At 41.2% G+C, this 17,739-nt stretch carries 17 protein-coding genes; 15 read left to right on the forward strand and 2 right to left on the reverse strand.

Going from position 1 to position 17,739, the window contains the following annotated elements:
- Window positions 1-262: 262 nt before the first annotated feature.
- From D9X91_RS00610 to rarD, 6 genes are all read left to right on the forward strand, one after another.
- Window positions 263-1,414, forward strand: coding sequence for a cysteine desulfurase family protein (locus D9X91_RS00610; RefSeq protein ID WP_121678619.1), 1,152 nt, complete (start codon window positions 263-265; stop codon window positions 1,412-1,414).
- A complete protein-coding gene (gene thiI / locus D9X91_RS00615) occupies window positions 1,411-2,622 on the forward strand; it encodes a tRNA uracil 4-sulfurtransferase ThiI (protein WP_121678620.1) in 1,212 nt (403 codons plus the stop codon). The genes D9X91_RS00610 and thiI overlap by 4 nt, the downstream gene beginning before the upstream one ends.
- 147 nt (window positions 2,623-2,769) lie before the next feature.
- Complete coding sequence (locus tag D9X91_RS00620) at window positions 2,770-2,970, forward strand: alpha/beta-type small acid-soluble spore protein (RefSeq protein ID WP_121678621.1); 201 nt, start codon at window positions 2,770-2,772, stop codon at window positions 2,968-2,970.
- A gap of 139 nt (window positions 2,971-3,109) precedes the next feature.
- Window positions 3,110-4,693: an acyl-CoA synthetase MbcS gene (gene mbcS / locus D9X91_RS00625; RefSeq protein ID WP_121678622.1), complete on the forward strand. Its 1,584-nt coding sequence runs from the start codon at window positions 3,110-3,112 to the stop codon at window positions 4,691-4,693.
- Between the two features lie 100 nt (window positions 4,694-4,793).
- On the forward strand, window positions 4,794-6,395 hold the full coding sequence (locus tag D9X91_RS00630; RefSeq protein ID WP_121678623.1) for an amidohydrolase: 1,602 nt from the start codon (window positions 4,794-4,796) through the stop codon (window positions 6,393-6,395).
- A gap of 159 nt (window positions 6,396-6,554) precedes the next feature.
- Window positions 6,555-7,472 (forward strand): EamA family transporter RarD, encoded by a 918-nt coding sequence (gene rarD, locus D9X91_RS00635; protein ID WP_121678624.1) that lies wholly within the window; start codon window positions 6,555-6,557, stop codon window positions 7,470-7,472.
- Between the two features lie 384 nt (window positions 7,473-7,856).
- Here the strand turns inward: rarD and D9X91_RS00640 are convergent, their stop codons facing one another.
- Complete coding sequence (locus tag D9X91_RS00640; RefSeq protein ID WP_121678625.1) at window positions 7,857-8,657, reverse strand: NAD kinase; 801 nt, start codon at window positions 8,655-8,657, stop codon at window positions 7,857-7,859.
- A gap of 157 nt (window positions 8,658-8,814) precedes the next feature.
- Between D9X91_RS00640 and sppA the strand changes: the two genes are divergently transcribed.
- The 9 genes from sppA to D9X91_RS00685 all read left to right on the forward strand — a co-directional run bounded on the left by sppA (window position 8,815) and on the right by D9X91_RS00685 (window position 17,219).
- A complete protein-coding gene (gene sppA, locus D9X91_RS00645; protein ID WP_121678626.1) occupies window positions 8,815-9,822 on the forward strand; it encodes a signal peptide peptidase SppA in 1,008 nt (335 codons plus the stop codon).
- A 15-nt stretch (window positions 9,823-9,837) separates the two neighbouring features.
- Window positions 9,838-10,410, forward strand: coding sequence for an RDD family protein (locus D9X91_RS00650; protein WP_121678627.1), 573 nt, complete (start codon window positions 9,838-9,840; stop codon window positions 10,408-10,410).
- Window positions 10,411-10,429: 19 nt separating this feature from the next.
- Window positions 10,430-11,203, forward strand: a complete 774-nt coding sequence (locus D9X91_RS00655; RefSeq protein ID WP_233569474.1) for a DUF2953 domain-containing protein — start codon at window positions 10,430-10,432, stop codon at window positions 11,201-11,203.
- A gap of 15 nt (window positions 11,204-11,218) precedes the next feature.
- Window positions 11,219-11,695 carry a GerW family sporulation protein gene (gene ytfJ / locus D9X91_RS00660; protein WP_121678628.1) on the forward strand — a complete coding sequence of 159 codons (477 nt, stop codon included), beginning with the start codon at window positions 11,219-11,221 and terminating at the stop codon, window positions 11,693-11,695.
- Between the two features lie 146 nt (window positions 11,696-11,841).
- On the forward strand, window positions 11,842-12,342 hold the full coding sequence (gene tpx, locus D9X91_RS00665) for a thiol peroxidase (RefSeq protein WP_121678629.1): 501 nt from the start codon (window positions 11,842-11,844) through the stop codon (window positions 12,340-12,342).
- A gap of 178 nt (window positions 12,343-12,520) precedes the next feature.
- Window positions 12,521-13,507, forward strand: coding sequence for a class I SAM-dependent methyltransferase (locus D9X91_RS00670; RefSeq protein WP_121678630.1), 987 nt, complete (start codon window positions 12,521-12,523; stop codon window positions 13,505-13,507).
- 843 nt (window positions 13,508-14,350) lie between these two features.
- Window positions 14,351-15,538 carry an acetate kinase gene (locus D9X91_RS00675; RefSeq protein ID WP_121678631.1) on the forward strand — a complete coding sequence of 396 codons (1,188 nt, stop codon included), beginning with the start codon at window positions 14,351-14,353 and terminating at the stop codon, window positions 15,536-15,538.
- Window positions 15,539-15,870: 332 nt separating this feature from the next.
- Window positions 15,871-16,710 (forward strand): EcsC family protein, encoded by an 840-nt coding sequence (locus D9X91_RS00680; RefSeq protein WP_121678632.1) that lies wholly within the window; start codon window positions 15,871-15,873, stop codon window positions 16,708-16,710.
- The gene (locus D9X91_RS00685; RefSeq protein ID WP_121678633.1) at window positions 16,707-17,219 is read left to right on the forward strand and encodes a MogA/MoaB family molybdenum cofactor biosynthesis protein; all 513 of its coding nucleotides are present in this window, start codon (window positions 16,707-16,709) and stop codon (window positions 17,217-17,219) included. Before D9X91_RS00680 ends, D9X91_RS00685 begins: the two co-directional genes overlap by 4 nt.
- A 46-nt stretch (window positions 17,220-17,265) precedes the next feature.
- On the opposite strand, the gene D9X91_RS00690 is transcribed toward D9X91_RS00685, so the two are convergent.
- On the reverse strand, window positions 17,266-17,571 hold the full coding sequence (locus D9X91_RS00690; RefSeq protein WP_121678634.1) for a hypothetical protein: 306 nt from the start codon (window positions 17,569-17,571) through the stop codon (window positions 17,266-17,268).
- Window positions 17,572-17,739: the final 168 nt, after the last annotated feature.

Genomic DNA, 17,739 nt, shown 5'->3' on the forward strand with positions numbered 1-17,739 from the left:
AAAAATGTCGAAATTTAAAAAAGTCTAAACTTTCAATATATTAGAATAACTTTAGGGCGTTAATGCTGAACATGGAAAAAGGATGAAAAATCAATGTTTTGACTATTTTCTTTTTGATGGATATTTCCTGAATTTATATTTAAAGAAGTAAGATATCAAGAAAAAATTTTAAAGTGTCCGCATTCGGTGGGAATTTTTTTCTTGTAATAGTTATGGTAACATTAAATGTTGGTTAAGGAATTTACGTTTGAAGGTGTAAATAATGATTTATTTTGATAATAGTGCAACTACTAAGCCTTATGATGAAGTTTTGGATGCTTTTGTTAAGGTTTCCCGTGAATATTATGGGAATCCATCTTCATTGCATGCTTTAGGGGTGAAGGCAGAGCAACTTTTGAACCAGGCCAGGGGGCAGGTCGCAGACATACTGAAGGTCGATCCGCAGGAAATTTACTTTACTTCTGGAGGGACAGAGAGCAACAACCTAGCCATCAAAGGTGCGGCAAAACAATATCAAACACGTGGCAGACATATCATCACAACGCAAATCGAACATCCTTCTGTCCTGCAGGCTTGTGAAGATCTTTCAAAGGAAGGTTATGAAATCACCTATCTTCCAGTCAATAAAGCAGGCGTCGTTCAAATTGATGATCTCAAAAAAGCTGTTCGCGATGATACAATCTTGGTTACCATCATGCATGTAAATAATGAAGTGGGTTCGATTCAGCCCGTTCAAGAAATTGGACAATGGCTTGCTCAACATACAAATATCATATTTCATGTGGATCATGTTCAAGGGTGTACCAAAGTGCCACTTTCCTTAGACGGTGCCATGGTGGATCTTTGTACCATCTCTTCTCATAAGTTTCACGGATTAAAAGGAACTGGTGCATTATTCATCCGAAAAGGCATCCAGCTGTCACCTTTATTTTCCGGAGGGAATCAAGAATGGAAACTGCGTAGCGGTACTGAAAATACAGCGGGAATCGTTGCAATGGCCAAGGCGCTGAGAATGAGTGAGGAGCATCGCAGACGATCGACTGCAAAAATTATGGAGGTAAAAGACTATCTTATCCATGGATTAAGTGAAATGGAAGGCGTCTCGATAAACACAATTTCAGATCTTTCAGCACCTCATATTGTCAATTTTTCACACAGGGGTATGAAAGGAGAGGTCCTTGTTCATGCCTTGGAACAATCGGGGATTTACGTTTCCACAACCAGTGCATGTTCATCGAAGAAAAAGGCCCTCAGCAAAACATTATTGGCAATGGGTGTGAAAAAGGATGACGCAGAAGGATCAATCCGGATCAGCCTTTCTTTTGATAATACGTTGTCAGAAGCAGCAACTTTCATCCAAGAATATCGGAATACTGCTTCCAAGTTAAATAAAGTGATAAGGAGATCGAAATGAATTACGAACGCATATTAATCAGATATGGTGAAATATCTACAAAAGGCAGGAATCGCAATCGATTCATTGATAAGTTAAAGTCCAATATCATCAACTCATTGAAGGATTATCCACAGGTCCGTGTACAAGGGACGCGTGATCGAATGTTTTTAATGTTGAATGGGGCTCCGAGTGAAGCAGTTTGTTCAAAACTATCGAAAATTTTCGGCATTCAGTCCTTCAGTCCGACAATAAAAGTGGATAAGAATTTGAACGATATAAGGGATGCTGCTTTGAGCTTAGTGAACAAATTATACTTACCTGGTAAAACGTTTAAAGTTTCGGCGAGGAGAGCTGACAAGACATTTGAACTTGATACCCACGAGCTGAATCATGAAGTTGGCGGTTTTATATTGAAAAATGTTGAAGGCATTAAAGTGGATGTTAAAAATCCAGATATTAATTTGATTGTGGAAATCAGAAAAGAGGGCGCATACTTATCTTCAGAGGTCATTCAAGGAACCGGAGGGATGCCGGTTGGCTCCAGCGGTAAGTCTATGCTGATGCTTTCAGGCGGAATCGACAGTCCTGTAGCAGGGTATCTTTCCATGAAGCGCGGCGTGGAAATCGAAGCTGTGCATTTTTACAGTCCTCCATTTACGAGTGAACGAGCCAAGCAAAAGGTTCTTGATCTTTCCGAAAAATTAGCTGCATTCAGCGGAAGTGTAAAGGTCCACGTTGTTCCGTTCACAGAAATTCAACAAACGATCCATCAACAGGTTCCTGAGAATTATACGATGACTTCAACCCGCAGATTGATGCTTCGGTTAGCAGAAGAATTAAGGAAGAAAAATGAGGGATTTGCGATCATTACTGGAGAAAGTCTAGGACAAGTAGCCAGTCAGACATTGGAAAGCATGCTGGCCATCAACGAAGTGACAAGCACGCCGGTTTTAAGGCCATTGATTTCTATGGATAAGCTTGAGATCATTGATATTGCCAAGGACATTGATACGCATGAAATTTCCAATTTGCCGTACGAAGATTGCTGTACGATTTTTACACCGGCATCGCCCAAAACGAAGCCTAAATTGGAAAAAGTGCAATATTATGAAAGCTTCGTCGATTTCGCACCACTTATCGAAAAAGCGATTGATGGAACTGAAACCATCGTGGTTAAACCTAAAGGAAATGCAGACGCACATGAGGAGTTAAAGGATTTATTTTGATGGCAATTTTCATGGTCAATTCCACGAAAAAAGCAGGCTATATTGCTTATAAATCAGCCTGAAAATTTAGGAACAATTACCAATTGAAACTTCTGCATGAATCCATGTGTTTTCGCACACCATATACTCACAAGGAGGTGAACACACATGGCAAACAGAAGTACAAACCAATTGGTAGCTCCAGGTTCTCAACAAGCTATCGACCAAATGAAATACGAAATCGCATCTGAATTCGGAGTTCAACTTGGACCAGATGCAACTGCTCGCGCTAACGGTTCTGTTGGTGGTGAGATCACTAAACGTCTAGTTCAAATGGCTGAACAACAATTAGGCGGATACCAAAAATAATTTTAAACAAAAAATGGCTACAGGAACGGGCTTAGGCCCGTTCTTTATTTTTTTGCGCGAAAATGACAAATTATTTAAAAGTTTTTAAAAATTTTGTATAATGATATTGTACAAACCTACTCGATAAGGGGGAAAAACGATGGAACGCAAAGATTTAATTGCACCAGAAAAGTACAATATCATCGAGGAAGTTGAGAAATTTGCTGCTGATCCCAATAAAACAGCAATCAAATGGGAAAATGAACAAGGCGAGTGCAAGGAAATTACATATCAAAAACTAATGAAAAATGTCAATAAAATTGGAAACGTTTTCAGAGAGAAAGGATTAAACAAGGGAGATACCATCCTTGTTATGATACCCAGGTTAATCGAAGCCTACCAAGTATATCTTGCTGCACTGAAATCGGGAATCGTTGTCATTCCAAGTTCAGAAATGCTGAGAACAAAGGATCTGGCATACAGAATCAATCACGGTGATGTAAAGGGGATAGTATCCTTTTATCCATACGCAGAACAATTTGATGTGGTGGATGAAGCGAAAGAGCTGGTGAAATTCACCGTTGGACAGGTACAGGAAGGGTGGGACTATCTGGATCGGTTGATGGAAACTGCTTCAGATGAAATGGAAGCTGCCGATACTTCGCGGGACGATATGGCTTTCCTATCCTATACTTCGGGGACGACAGGGAATCCTAAAGGAGTCGTTCATACACATGGATGGGGGTTTGCCCATCTAAAGACTGCAGCAAAGAGCTGGCTGAGCATTGAAGCTGATGATATGGTATGGGCTACTGCGGGGCCAGGATGGCAAAAATGGATTTGGAGTCCATTCTTGTCTGTCATGGGCTCTGGAGCGACAGGGTTTGTTTACAATGGGAAATTTGATCCGCGAAAATATTTGCAGCTTTTGGAGAGCTATAAAGTAAACGTCCTATGCTGTACACCGACAGAATATCGACTCATGGCAAAGGTCGATGATTTAAGCAAATATAATTTATCTCAGCTTCACAGTGCTGTTTCAGCCGGAGAGCCTTTGAACCGAGAAGTGATAGAAACCTTCAAAAAACATTTTCAGCTGGAAGTAAGGGACGGTTATGGGCAAACAGAGAACACGCTGCTTGTCGGCATCATGAAAGGGATGGAATTGAAACCTGGTTCGATGGGAAAACCGACACCAGGCAATCGTGTTGATATCATCAATGAAGTTGGCGAGTCCTGCGGGGTTGGAGAAGTAGGTGATATAGCTGTTCATGTTGAGACACCAGCTCTTTTTAAAAATTATTACAAAGACCCTGAAAGAACAGCAATGCAATTTAGGGGAGATTACTATATTACAGGCGACAAAGCAAAAAAAGACGAGGATGGCTACTTCTGGTTCGAAGGGCGTGGGGATGACATCATCATCAGTTCAGGATATACAATCGGTCCATTCGAGGTGGAAGATGCATTGGTCAAACACGCCTATGTAAAGGAATGTGCGGTTGTTTCCAGCCCGGATGAAATCAGGGGGAGCATCGTCAAAGCTTATGTCGTCCTTAAAGATGGAATCAGTCCGAATGAACATGGGTTGGTGAAACTTCTGCAAGAGCACGTCAAAGAACTGACTGCACCGTATAAATATCCGAGAAGCATCGAATTCATTGATGAATTGCCAAAAACAACATCCGGGAAAATCAGGCGCGTAGAACTGAGAAAGAGAGAACAAGCTTTAAAGAATCAGTGAATATCTGTAAGATAAAACCAAGTACCTGCAGACAGTGTGATTACTGTCTGTTTTTCATGCAGTAAGGTCTCTATTGCTTTAGAAGAAAGGACGATTGGATATGGGGACACTATTTTTTAATGGAACGATTTATACAATGCTCCATGAAGGTGAAACGACTGAAGCGGTTTTTTGTGAGAATGGCTGGATAACCGAAATTGGTTCATTTTCCGAGCTTCAGAAAAAGTATGAAAGTAAGATCACAAAACAGGTCGATTTAAACGAAGGCATCATGTATCCTGGATTCATCGACAGCCATATGCATTTAATTGGACATGGAGAAACACTGATCAGGCTGGATCTATCTGAAGTGCAATCCAAAGAAGAATTGATGCAGCTATTGATGGATAGGGCGAAACTGGCCGAGGCAGGCGAATGGATCATCGGCGAAGGATGGAATGAAAACCTTTGGGACAATCAAACGGTTCCAACAAGGTTTGATCTCGATGAAGCGGTCCCGGATCACCCGGTGTTGTTGAAAAGAATTTGCCGGCACGCGATTTGTGTGAACACAAAAGCGCTCAAAGAAGCCTCCATCAACGACCAATCCCAAAGTCCAACCGGTGGGGTCATTGAGCGCGACGAAATGGGAAGAATCAATGGTGTATTGAAGGACCAAGCACAGGAATTGATTTTTTCGGTCATGCCCAGCGTTTCGGATGCGTACTTGGAGCATGCACTTAGGGCAGGTATAGAAAATTGTTGGAGGTTTGGGCTGGTCGGAGGTCATACCGAGGATTTAAATTATTACGGTGGAATGAAAAGAACGATTGAAGCATTTACAAAAGTCATTAAAGAAGAACAACGCAAATTCAAGGCGAATCTCCTCATTCACCATGAAGTGATAGAGGAATGGCAGCAAGATCGAAATATATATGAAAATGAAAGTCCATATATTGAATTCGGCGCGATGAAGATATTTGCTGATGGGGCTCTCGGAGGAAGGACGGCACTCTTGAGCCACCCCTATGGGGATGATCCCGCTACAAATGGAGTTGCCATCCATACCTATGAGGATTTACTGGGACTCGTCCAAAAAGCGAGGAGCTATGGCCTTCCCGTTGCCGTCCATACCATAGGGGATTTGGCGTTTGAGCTAGTACTGGACGCCATTGAAAGCATCCCTGTCCCCTCAGGAAAACGAGACCGGTTGATTCATGCACAAATTTTGCGGGCGGATTTAATAGAAAGAGCTAAGAGACTGCCGATCGTGCTCGATATACAGCCCAGGTTTGTAGCATCAGATTTTCCTTGGGTGATCGATAGAATCGGAGAACAAAATATGGCTTATAACTACGCTTGGAGAACATTGATTCACTCAGGGATACATTGTGCTGGCGGGTCTGATGCACCTATAGAGCCAATCAATCCTTTGCTTGGAATATATGAAGCCGTTTCTAGAGCTTATTTTCATAAAAACGAAAAAAGTGTCCATAATCCCAAAGAAAAACTCTCCGTTTACGAAGCGATTTCCTTATTTACCAAAGGAGGGGCATATGCTGTCCACCATGAGAATTTCAGAGGGGAGATTTCAAGGGGATTCACTGCCGACTTTACCGTATTGGATAAGGATTTATTTTCAATCGATGAAGATGAAATTCCACAGACCAAGGTTTTGATGACGGTTGTGGATGAAGAAATCGTGTATCAGGCTGATTTATGAAAATGGGGCTGGTCATATACATTGAAGGTAATTTTCAATGTTTGATCGGTCCCTTTTTGTTTTTTGGATCAAAAGGATTGTCGGAAAGGTAAATACTGTTTATAATGAAATTATTTCGAGTTCCTAAACAAAAATGTCTGACAGAATAGGAGTACACTTATGGATAATCAACATCAGCGAGGAATTTTGTACACCGCCTTTTCATACTTTATTTGGGGGATATTGCCGGTTTATTGGAAATTCCTTCATCACGTATCTTCCGACGAAATTTTAGCTAATCGAATTTTTTGGTCCTTTTGGTTCATGGCCATCATTTTGCTTGCAACAAGGAAGCTGCCCGCGTTTTTTCAGGTGGTCAAAACCATGAAGATGAGGACTCTTGCTGCCCTTATTCTGGCCTCATTGCTCGTAAGCTGCAATTGGTTCATTTACATATGGGCCGTCAATTCAAATCAAATGGTCGAAGCAAGCCTGGGCTATTATATTAATCCCCTTGTCAGCGTCCTGCTGGGAATCTTTATTTTGAGGGAGACGATGTCAAAGGCTCAAATTGTTTCGTTCATTTTGGCTGCCGTAGGTGTATTGATTTTAACGATTTCTTACGGTCAATTCCCTTGGATTGCATTCGGATTGGCCTTTTCATTTGGGTTATATGGGTTGGCAAAAAAAATGATAAAAGTGGACTCAGCCATTGGATTGACACTTGAAACGATGGTGGTCGCGCCATTTGCATTCATTTATATGATTTGGATGGCAAACAGAGGAAATGCCTCCCTATTCAACGTCTCTCCGGGAACGGATTTGCTTTTGATGGGAGCCGGTGCTGCAACCGCCATTCCGCTTCTGTTCTTTGCTAAAGGAGCCCAGCGCATCCCTCTATACATGGTTGGATTCCTTCAATACATCGCTCCGACTTTGACCTTGATTTTAGGGGTATTCATATATCGTGAACCATTTTCAAAAATCGATATGATTTCATTTTTATTCATTTGGGGAGCACTTGCCATCTTTACTGCTTCCAGGGTGAAATGGTTCAAGAAAAAACGTTTGAAGCAAAATAAAAGCTTATCGGCATAAAAAAGAGGATGAGGTTGGGACAAAACTAAAATACTTCATTCTAGAGTTGAACTTATATCAGGATAAATCATATTCTAAGGATCTGATATTACACGGCTGTTGATTTCCGTCCAAGACTGGGGAGCCTCCTTGCTTCGCTATGGGGCCGCTAATCCCTCCGGAGTCCTTGTGCACTCCAATCAACGGCTAGAACAAACACGCTTTATCAACATCTATTAAAAAATCCGAACTAATTCGAATCTAATTAAGATTCTCAATGGTAGTTCGGATTTTTATTTGACTAAAACATTATGGCCCATTGTCTTTCTTGCTAGAAGTTATTTTTTATTTCTTCCACTGTATCCAGTAGTCTCTTCGCCTCTAAGCAAGCCGGCTCCGCTTTTGTTATAAAAACGTTCTTTTTACTTTTTCCCAGAAGGAGTTGTCTTTTAGTTTGACGGTTTTGATTTTTTCACCGCTTAGTTTGGCTTCGATGGATTTTACGTGTTGGATGCTGAGTGCCTCGTTATCCATGCCCATGATCGGGTAGTCATTGCCGGCTTGGACTATTTTCAGCTTCAACTTTCGTTCGCCGCTGAGGATGAAGGATGATCCGAGAGTGCGGTAGCGATTATTGTTAAGAGATGCGAGTTCGCTCACCTGGATGCATGGAAGCATCGGGTCTACTACTGCTCCATTGACAGATTTATTATAAGCCGTGCTTCCTGTAGGGGTGGCGAGGATCATTCCGTCGCCTCGAAAGGTTTCGAAGTGAAAATCATCAATGAAAACATCCATGACAAAGGTTTTGATAATGCCGGAACGGATACTGAACTCATTCAGGCACCGGAAGGATGATCCATCATCGATTAAAATATCGATGGTTGGATATCGGCGAATTTCCACCTGTTCTTTGGTCATAGCGTCGATCATCTTAGACGTCTCGCTAATGTGAAAATCACAATACATGCTCAAATTGCCCGTCGTGGAAATTCCTGCATAAAGGGCATCTTGACGAAATCCGGTTTTCCTGACTGCTTGCAAAAAAGTCCCATCCCCACCGACGCTGACAATGATATTCGCCTCATTGGGATTGTCAACGACATGGAAATCATAGCGGTCTGCCAATTCATAGAGTGAAGCGACTTGGTCCATCATTTGTGCATCGTGGTGGTGAAAAAAATAAAGGTTTCTGCGATCAGACATATAGAGTTCCTCCTTCTGGTTGTTTGTGATGATGTTTTTTACCTTTTCTCTGTGCGTTTTGTTAAAATATTCAATATGGTTTAGTTTACCATGTTCGTGAAACATTTATAAAGGATGCTCCGTATACTAAGTGTATAAAAAAAGGGAGGACAAGAAAATGAACAAAAAACGATGGGGAGCCATAGCGATTGCGGCTGGTTTATTTATCGTTTCCATCGTCATGAAATTCGCTGTTTCAGCCCTGACGACGGATACTGAGGCCAGTCTTGATCAACTGTTTGCTTCGAAGGATGAGTTTTCTGAAAATGTCATTCAAGAAGGAAATAAATCAAAGAAAATTGCCGTCCTATATGTAAATGGCGTTATTCAGGACAACGGGCAGGAAAGTTCATTGCTAAACAGTTCCGGCTACAATCATCAAAATTTCATGAAGCAGTTGAAGCATGTACAAGAAGATGATGCAGTTAAAGGGATCATCATCCGTGTGAATTCGCCAGGCGGGGGAGTCGTTGAGTCTGCGGAAATCCACGACAAATTATTAGAAATTGAAAAAGAAACGAAGAAACCAGTTTATGTTTCAATGGGTTCTATGGCAGCTTCAGGGGGCTATTACATATCGACTGCAGCAAATAAAATATTTGCAAGTCGTGATACATTGACGGGATCGCTCGGTGTAATCATGGAAGGATATAATTACGGTGAACTGGCGAAAAAGCTCGGGATTGATTTTGTCACCATCAAGAGTGGTCCATATAAAGATATCATGAGCCCTACAAGACCGATGACGCAAAAGGAAAAGGATATTCTCCAAACGATGATCAATCATTCCTATGACGGCTTCGTAAGTGTGATTTCGAAAGGTAGAAACATCCCCGAGAGTAAAGTGCGTGAATTGGCAGACGGAAGGGTCTATGATGGCATTCAGGCAAAGGAACTTCATTTAATTGATGAATTTGGTTATTTTGATGATGTCGTCAAAGCGATGAAAAAAGATGAAAACATCAAAAATGCCGAGGTCATCAGCTACGGATCGGATTTCAGCTTTCCTTCCATCTTTGGAATGAGTGCACAAAAGTTTATCAGCAGTCAATTCGAAATGGATGGAGCCATGAAGCTTTTGGAACAGCCTAATACGCCAAGATTGATGTATCTATATGCAAAATAAAAGGGGGAGGAAACGATGAGTGAATTTGATGACAGACATAATCAGGAGCATTTCAGCGAAGAGTCGCAGCCGCATGAATTGACTGCGGAAGATAGCATTCGTTCAACTGAATTCCATCCTCCTGCAGAAGACGATAACCCTCTGAGCCAACTACATTTTGCAGGCTTTTGGATAAGGTTTTGGGCATACTTGCTGGATTTGATCATCATAGGCAGTATAAGCAGGTTGGTCGTTTATCCAATTTTTAAGGTGATTGGCGTTTCTCTTGATAAATCAACAGTTTTTGCTCCTGCTGCAATTGCAGGCGCTTTAGTTTTTTACCTTTACTTTGTACTGATGACCAAGCTTTCCCATCAAACGCTTGGCAAAATGGTATTCAGCTTAAAAGTCATTCCGGTAAAATCTGAAAGTTTGACATGGGGGACTGTGATTTTCAGGGAATTCATAGGAAGATATATTTCGGCAACCGTCATCATTCTCTATCTATTGGTGGCATTCATGCCCAGAAAACAAGGCCTTCACGATATTTTTGCGGATACGGCCGTCATTCATGAACGGACAATACTATTGGAACCTGCTCGAGCATAAGGAGCAGGTTTCTTTTTTTATGAAAGTTTTGTCCGATGGGAGTTTTAATATTGAAATATTCGGCGATAATGTAATGCTGAAAGGTAGTGTCTATATGTATATCTTTTGGATAATCGTCTTCATTTTATTATTTCTCATACTACTGATTTGGCTTACACCGCTTAATGTTTATCTTGACTTGTATCATGGTCAGGATAACGATCATTTTCAAATCTTGCTGAAAGTATGGTTCGGCTTGATCCATTACAAAATTGATATTCCGATGGTGAGAGTGGATGAAGATGAACCCAATATTGAAATTGATCAGAAAGTGAAAACGGGGAAGCAGGATAAGACGAAAAAAGAAACAAAAAAGAAAATTACCCCTTGGGATATCCTGAATAGCCTTCAAGATACTAAGGAGCTCATTCGGCATGTTTTCGGCATGAATGTGATCATACGAAAATTTTTAAAGAAAATAAAAGTTTTCAACCTTGAGTGGCACTCATTAATTGGCACAAAGGATGCAGCGTTGACCGGGGCATTGGTCGGGGGGATCTGGTCCGCAAAGTCCTGCATCGTTGCCTTGATCAGCAAATATATGAAGTTGATGGACCCTCCGGTAGTTGAAGTGGTTCCTTCTTTTAATATGGCGATTTCCCAAATCTCATTAAAGTGTATGTTTAAATTCAGAATCGGGCATGCTATATTCGCAGGTTTGAAATTGATAAGGTACTGGAAAGGCGGCAAAGCCAAATTTAAAACAAAACCTTTATCTATTTTTTCCGAGGAAAAAAACAAACATTCCGTATAGATAAGGAGGATTCACATGTCAGAACATCCAATTCAAGGTTTAATGACAACAGCTATGGAAAGCTTAAAGGAAATGATCGATGTAAACACCATTATTGGGGACCCGGTAGAAACCCCTGATGGCAGCGTTATTTTGACAGTTTCTCGAGTAGGTTTTGGTTTTGCTGCAGGCGGCAGTGAGTTTTCAATGAACGGCAAAGGATCTCAGCAGCATTCTTCCTCAAATGGTCAGCAAAATGATCAGGGACCAAAGCATCCTTTTGGCGGAGGAAGCGGAGGAGGCGTATCCATTACGCCAATAGCGTTTCTGATTGTCAATTCCCACGGTGTTAAAATGCTCCATTTAGATGAAAGTACACATTTGTTGGAGAAAATATTGGATATCGCTCCTAGTGCTGTGGAAAAAATTCAAAACATGATGAAAAAAGATGACAAAAAAGAAAACTCATCTCAGTCCCATCAACAACATCAAAGACAGAACTTCGAATTTTAAACTCGAAGGGGCGATTCCAAACGCTTTTGGAATCGCCCCTTCTTAGTGCAGCAGCCTTTTCCTTCAATTCAATGGTTTTGAATTGCAATAAGAGGGGACACTTCAGTATGATAGACATGTACTTATTTACATAGGGAGGTAAAATGATGGCTTCTATTACATTTAAACAAAATCCTGTAACATTGCTTGGAAACGAAGTGAAGGTCGGGGACACTGCACCGGATTTCACAGTACTTGCGAATGATTTATCGGAAGTGACATTGAATGACTCCAAAGGACAAGTAAGAATCATCAGCGTCGTTCCATCTATCGACACGGGTGTCTGTGATGCCCAAACGAGAAGATTCAATGAAGAAGCATCTAAGCTCGATAACGTGAAGGTTTTGACCATTTCGGTGGATCTTCCATTTGCCCAGAAGCGCTGGTGTGCAGCGAATGGCATTGAGAATGTACAAACACTTTCCGACCATCGCGACCTTTCTTTTGGTGAAGCTTACGGCGTCCATATTAAAGAGCTTAGATTATTGGCTCGTGCTGTATTTGTCGTAGACAGCAGCAATAAAGTAACGTATGTGGAGTACGTGAGTGAAGCAACCAACCACCCGGATTATGAAGGTGCAATCGAAGCGGCGAAATCAGCTGAATAAATGATATTCTTCAATAAGGGGCTGGCTCACAAGATGGGTTGGCCCCTTGCTTGTTATCTGAAAAAAATCATAGTAGAATACGTTAAGGTTGATAAAAGCGAGCATCCGTCCGTGGAAATCAACTTTCCCCATCAACAATGTTACTTACATAAACCCCAGAATGCTAGGAGTGTTGAAAATGAAAACTTCTCCTGTTGAAAATTTATTTACTGTTTTTAACGAAACAACGGAAATTTTAGCAGAGGAATTATCCTGTACATATTTAGAAGCATTGGCGGAATCGGGCGACAATATGTTCCATGGCACGATCCTTCAAGATGAAATAAACGAATTAAGTAAAAAAAGGCTGGAAAAGGCTTATGATTCGATAAGCTCGCCGGTTTTTTCAAACGAGGATAAAAGAAAAGCATTCCAGCTTGCTATTATAAAAGGGATGAGGGAAGCTTCCCAGCCAAATCATCAAATGACCCCAGACTCCATTGGATTATTTATCAGCTACTTGATCGGAAAGTTCATGGACGGTCATCAGCGATTCTCCTTGCTTGATCCAGCAGTGGGAACAGGAAATTTACTTTTTACGATCATGAACTATCTTAAGAAGGATGATTTAAACGCTATTGGCGTCGATGTTGATGATTTATTGCTTCGTCTTGCATTTGCCGGGGCGAACTTATTGGAGCAGCCGATTGAATTCTTCAATCAAGATGCATTGGAGAAGCTCTTTATCGATCCAGTTGACTGTGTAGTCTGTGACCTTCCTGTCGGGTATTATCCCAATGATCTAAGAGCACAGGAATTTGAGCTGAAGGCAGATGAAGGACATTCCTATGCACATCACTTATTCATCGAGCAAAGCGTCAATCATGCAAAGCCGGGAGCGTATTTGTTTTTTCTCGTGCCGAATCGATTGTTTGAATCTGAACAGGCGCCTAAACTCCGTGAATACATCAAAGAGCATGTAAATATCCAGGGCTTGATCCAACTGCCAATGTCGCTTTTCAAAAATGAACAGGCAGCGAAAAGCATTTTTGTTCTGCAAAGAAAAGGCGAGGGCATTGAACCACCAAAGCAAGGGCTAATGGTTAACCTGCCAAAAATGTCCAATCAACAAGCAATGAAGGATATATTCAGACAGATCGATGAATGGTTTGTTGAAAATAAATAAGTTTCATAAACGACTGGGGATATTTTCTCAGTCGTTTTTTTGTATAAGGTACGGTTAAACACCGCTGTTGTTTTCCGTGCAAGTCTTCGCTTTCCGCGGGCCTCACACGAAGTGAGGTCATTCGATGTTGGCCCACGACAAGGAACTCTTCGACAGCGACACATAGCAGGATGGGGAATTCTAGTGATTTTTTCGAGGACGCGCGAACATAATTGAACATCCGCCTGATCCCTCCTCGACTATTGCCTCCAGGGTATCCATGACTCCGCTTTTCCCGCCGGAGTATTCGACTTACTCCAATCAAAGGCTGGAGAGTGCTAATATCAACAATACGCTTTAATAAACAGTTTAATAAAATGGCTCTTTTCTCAAAGATTGTTGTTTTTGACAGTCTTTCTTTAAAATGACTCAACATATGTTGTTGATTGGAGCGTAAGGAATGCGCATTTTCTTCGTGCGGTGTTAGCTCACAGAAGTGAATTCAATGTCCTGGGGGATCAGCGGGCCAGATGAGCGGAGCGAGGAGGCTCACGGCACGCCCCTCGGAAAGCGAGCATCCTGCAGAGGAAATCAACCTTACACAACCTTTACGTGAAGTTTGATGCTTTCTGCTTATCTTCAATGAGGAAAATGCGAACACACCACTTTCAAATTTTTTTGAAAATATTTAATTTACCATGAAAACGATGTCATTTCAAGCTTTTTCTTGAAATAGGACTAGTACAATGTTTTAATGAGAAATTGAAAGATATATTATGTGCCTGGATGAACAAACTATGATTGGGTCTTCAGGTCGTTGATGATTATAGATGACTATTTGAAAATTGAAGGAGCGAATGATCAATGGCTAAAGTTATAGCAATCAATGCTGGCAGCTCTTCTTTGAAATTTCAATTATTTGAAATGCCTGCAGAAGAAGTAATCACAAAAGGTTTAATAGAAAGAATCGGTTTAGATGATGCCGTTTTTAATATAACTGTAAACGGAGAAAAGGTTACAGAGGTTACGGATATCCCGAATCATGATGTCGCGGTTAAATTGCTTTTGAGTAAACTGACTGAGCTTGGAATCATTCAATCATTGGATGAAATCGAAGGGATCGGACACCGTGTCGTTCACGGCGGCGAAGTGTTCAATGATTCTGTTTTGATTGATGAAAAGGTAATTCAGCAAATCAGTGAGCTTTCAGACTTAGCTCCTCTTCATAACCCTGCAAATATTACCGGGATTTTAGCATTCCAGTCGGTTCTTCCAAATGTACCGGCAGTAGCTGTCTTTGATACGGCTTTCCATCAAACGATGCCTGAAAGTTCATTCCTATATAGCTTGCCATATGAGTATTATGAAAATTTCGGTATCCGTAAATATGGTTTCCATGGAACTTCCCATAAATATGTATCACAAAGGGCAGCAGATCTACTTGGCAGACCGGAAGAACATTTACGATTGATTTCCTGCCATCTTGGAAATGGTGCCAGCATCGCGGCGATCGAAGGCGGAAAATCAATCGACACTTCCATGGGCTTTACGCCATTGGCTGGTGTCACGATGGGTACACGTTCTGGTAACATTGACCCTGCATTAATTCCATTTATCATGGAAAAAACAAATCAATCTGCAGATGAGGTCCTGGATACCCTTAATAAAAAATCCGGTATGCTTGGAGTTTCCGGCTTCTCAAGCGATCTTCGCGATATCGAGCAAGAAGCAGAAAAAGGAAACGAGCGCGCTGAACTTGCTTTGGAAGTATTCGGAAATCGCATCCATAAATATATCGGATCTTACGCTTCCCGCATGAATGGAATCGATGCGATCATCTTCACTGCCGGAATCGGTGAAAATAGTGAGGCGATCCGTGCAAAAGTACTTCGCGGACTTGAATTCATGGGAGTATATTGGGATCCTGCATTGAATAAAACCCGCGGTGAAGAAGCATTCATCAATTACCCGCACTCACCGGTTAAAGTCATGGTCATTCCAACAAATGAAGAAGTCATGATTGCCCGTGATGTTGTGAGATTATCAAATTAATTACGTCGGCTCCTTATGGGGCCAATCAGACTGTAGACAAATTTGTTTACAGTCTTTTTCTTTTATCATCAGGCTAATATAATTAGTTTCTTTTCTCTAAGAGTGTTGTCTTTAATAGTTTTTCTTTATAATAACTCAACATATGATGTTGATTGCAGCGGAGCGAGGGTGCTCACGGCACGCCCCTCGGAAAACGAGCATCCTGCAGCGGAAATCATATGTCTGCTTCAGAAAGAAACGGATTATTTTTGTGACTGATCCATATATAGCCTGATCATCCTGATATGATATACTTTTATTATTCAGATAATTAATTTACAGGGGGGCGAACCATGACTTGGACAAAAAAGGATAAACAATACTGGAATGAAATTCTGCAGTGGGAACAATCACTTTTCCAATATGAAGCAAATGACTTTGAAAAAACTTATGTAAAATGGATCGATCAATCTTTCGGTCTGCTGCCTGAAGAGATCCAGGAGCAATTTTTTGAAAAATTGGACACATGGCTTTTTCATCTTCATTCTCTTTTGCAGGGATCCCAGATCCAAAATGACGCAAGAGAAAGAATTTTAACCACTGCCCGTGTGTTTGATAGTGATATAGAAGCAATCACGGATATGAGAAGGCTAAGCATTGATAAGCTTCGATACATAGCTGACCAGCACGCGGCAAGGCATAGGGTCTATTCACTTGTTCAAGGAGGCATTGCCGGTACAGGCGGCCCCATCGCTTTGGGAACGGATTTTCTTGTGATGGCTTTGATGAATTTAAGGGCCATTCAGTTGACGGCGATGGCGTATGGATATGAAGTTCAAACCCCTTTTGAAATGATGTCATCGTTGAAAGTATTCCATGTTTCCACATTGCCATCGAGGATGAAGAGCAGCGGCTGGGAGGACCTGAAAGACCATGCCAGGAATTCCTACGACTATTTTTATGTTGGGAATGAACAGTTAACCAATCATACTTGGCTTGAAGAACCGTTGAAGCAATTATTGAAAGCGATATTCATTCAGCTTTTCAGAAAAAGGCTGATCTCAGGCATTCCATTGATATCCATGGCTATCGGAGCATCTGTCAACTATCAGTTGACCAGGAAGGTTACGACTTTTGGAGAAAAATATTATCAATATCGGTACCTGTTTGACAAAGAGGAGCAGTCGATATGAGCCTAATCGAGCATCGAAAAAGAGGCCCGGAAACCGCCAGCATCGGCGTCATCACGGTCAGTGATACTCGGACGGCAGAAACGGATAAAAGCGGGGGGATAATTAAGGAAATTCTTTTAGAAGATAACCATTCCCTCATTGCCTATTCCATTGTCCGTGATGATGAAACGCATATTGTAGAAGCTTTTCAGGAAATGGCAGCGGATGAAAATATGGATGCCATCATCATTAACGGAGGTACAGGGTTAGCCAAACGAGATGTAACCATTGAAGCGATATCTGCTTTCTTTGAAAAAGATATCGTCGGTTTCGGGGAGTTATTCAGGTTCTTGAGTTATCAAGAGGATATTGGAAGCGCGGCGATCCTCTCCCGTGCGGCAGCCGGGACATACAACCAGAAGGCAGTGTTCATTATTCCAGGATCAACGGGAGCCGTAAAGCTGGCGATGAAGAAATTGATTTTACCAGAAATATCCCATATCATTTTTGAATTGCGAAAAGACAAGTAAGGACAGTTCAAGGAGGTGACAATGCATCTTCTTGATCTGTCCTTTTTTAATTTAATGAATGTATCGATGGTGTGGTCCTGTACCATATCCATAAATCATTCACGATGGAGGCCCTTTCGGCAATTTCCTCATTTATTTTGCATGAACGGGCAAAATCTTCTTCTTCGGATAATAAAAGCTGAAGCTCTTCCATTTCTTGATCCAGTCTAGAAATTCGATCGGGTATTCTACCTCTAATTTTTTCCCACATGAACGTGATTTCTTTTTTTTCCTCCATGCTATGGTCATCCCAATCATTGATTAATATAGGCACTTCAATTCCCAATCTCTGATCGAAGCGAAAATGTATCATTGAGCAGCATCCTCCCTTCTTTAATTATATTTTAAGGCATTCCTCACAGAGGTCAAATAATATTTATACAAATTGATGAATAAGTATTGATTGAAATCAAGATGGGTGTTACTATAACAATTATAAAAATTTATATTTAATCAAATTTATGAATAATTATACTAAAAA

Origin of the sequence: Falsibacillus albus (genome assembly GCF_003668575.1) — a bacterium.
In the GTDB taxonomy this organism is placed as follows: domain Bacteria; phylum Bacillota; class Bacilli; order Bacillales; family DSM-25281; genus Falsibacillus; species Falsibacillus albus.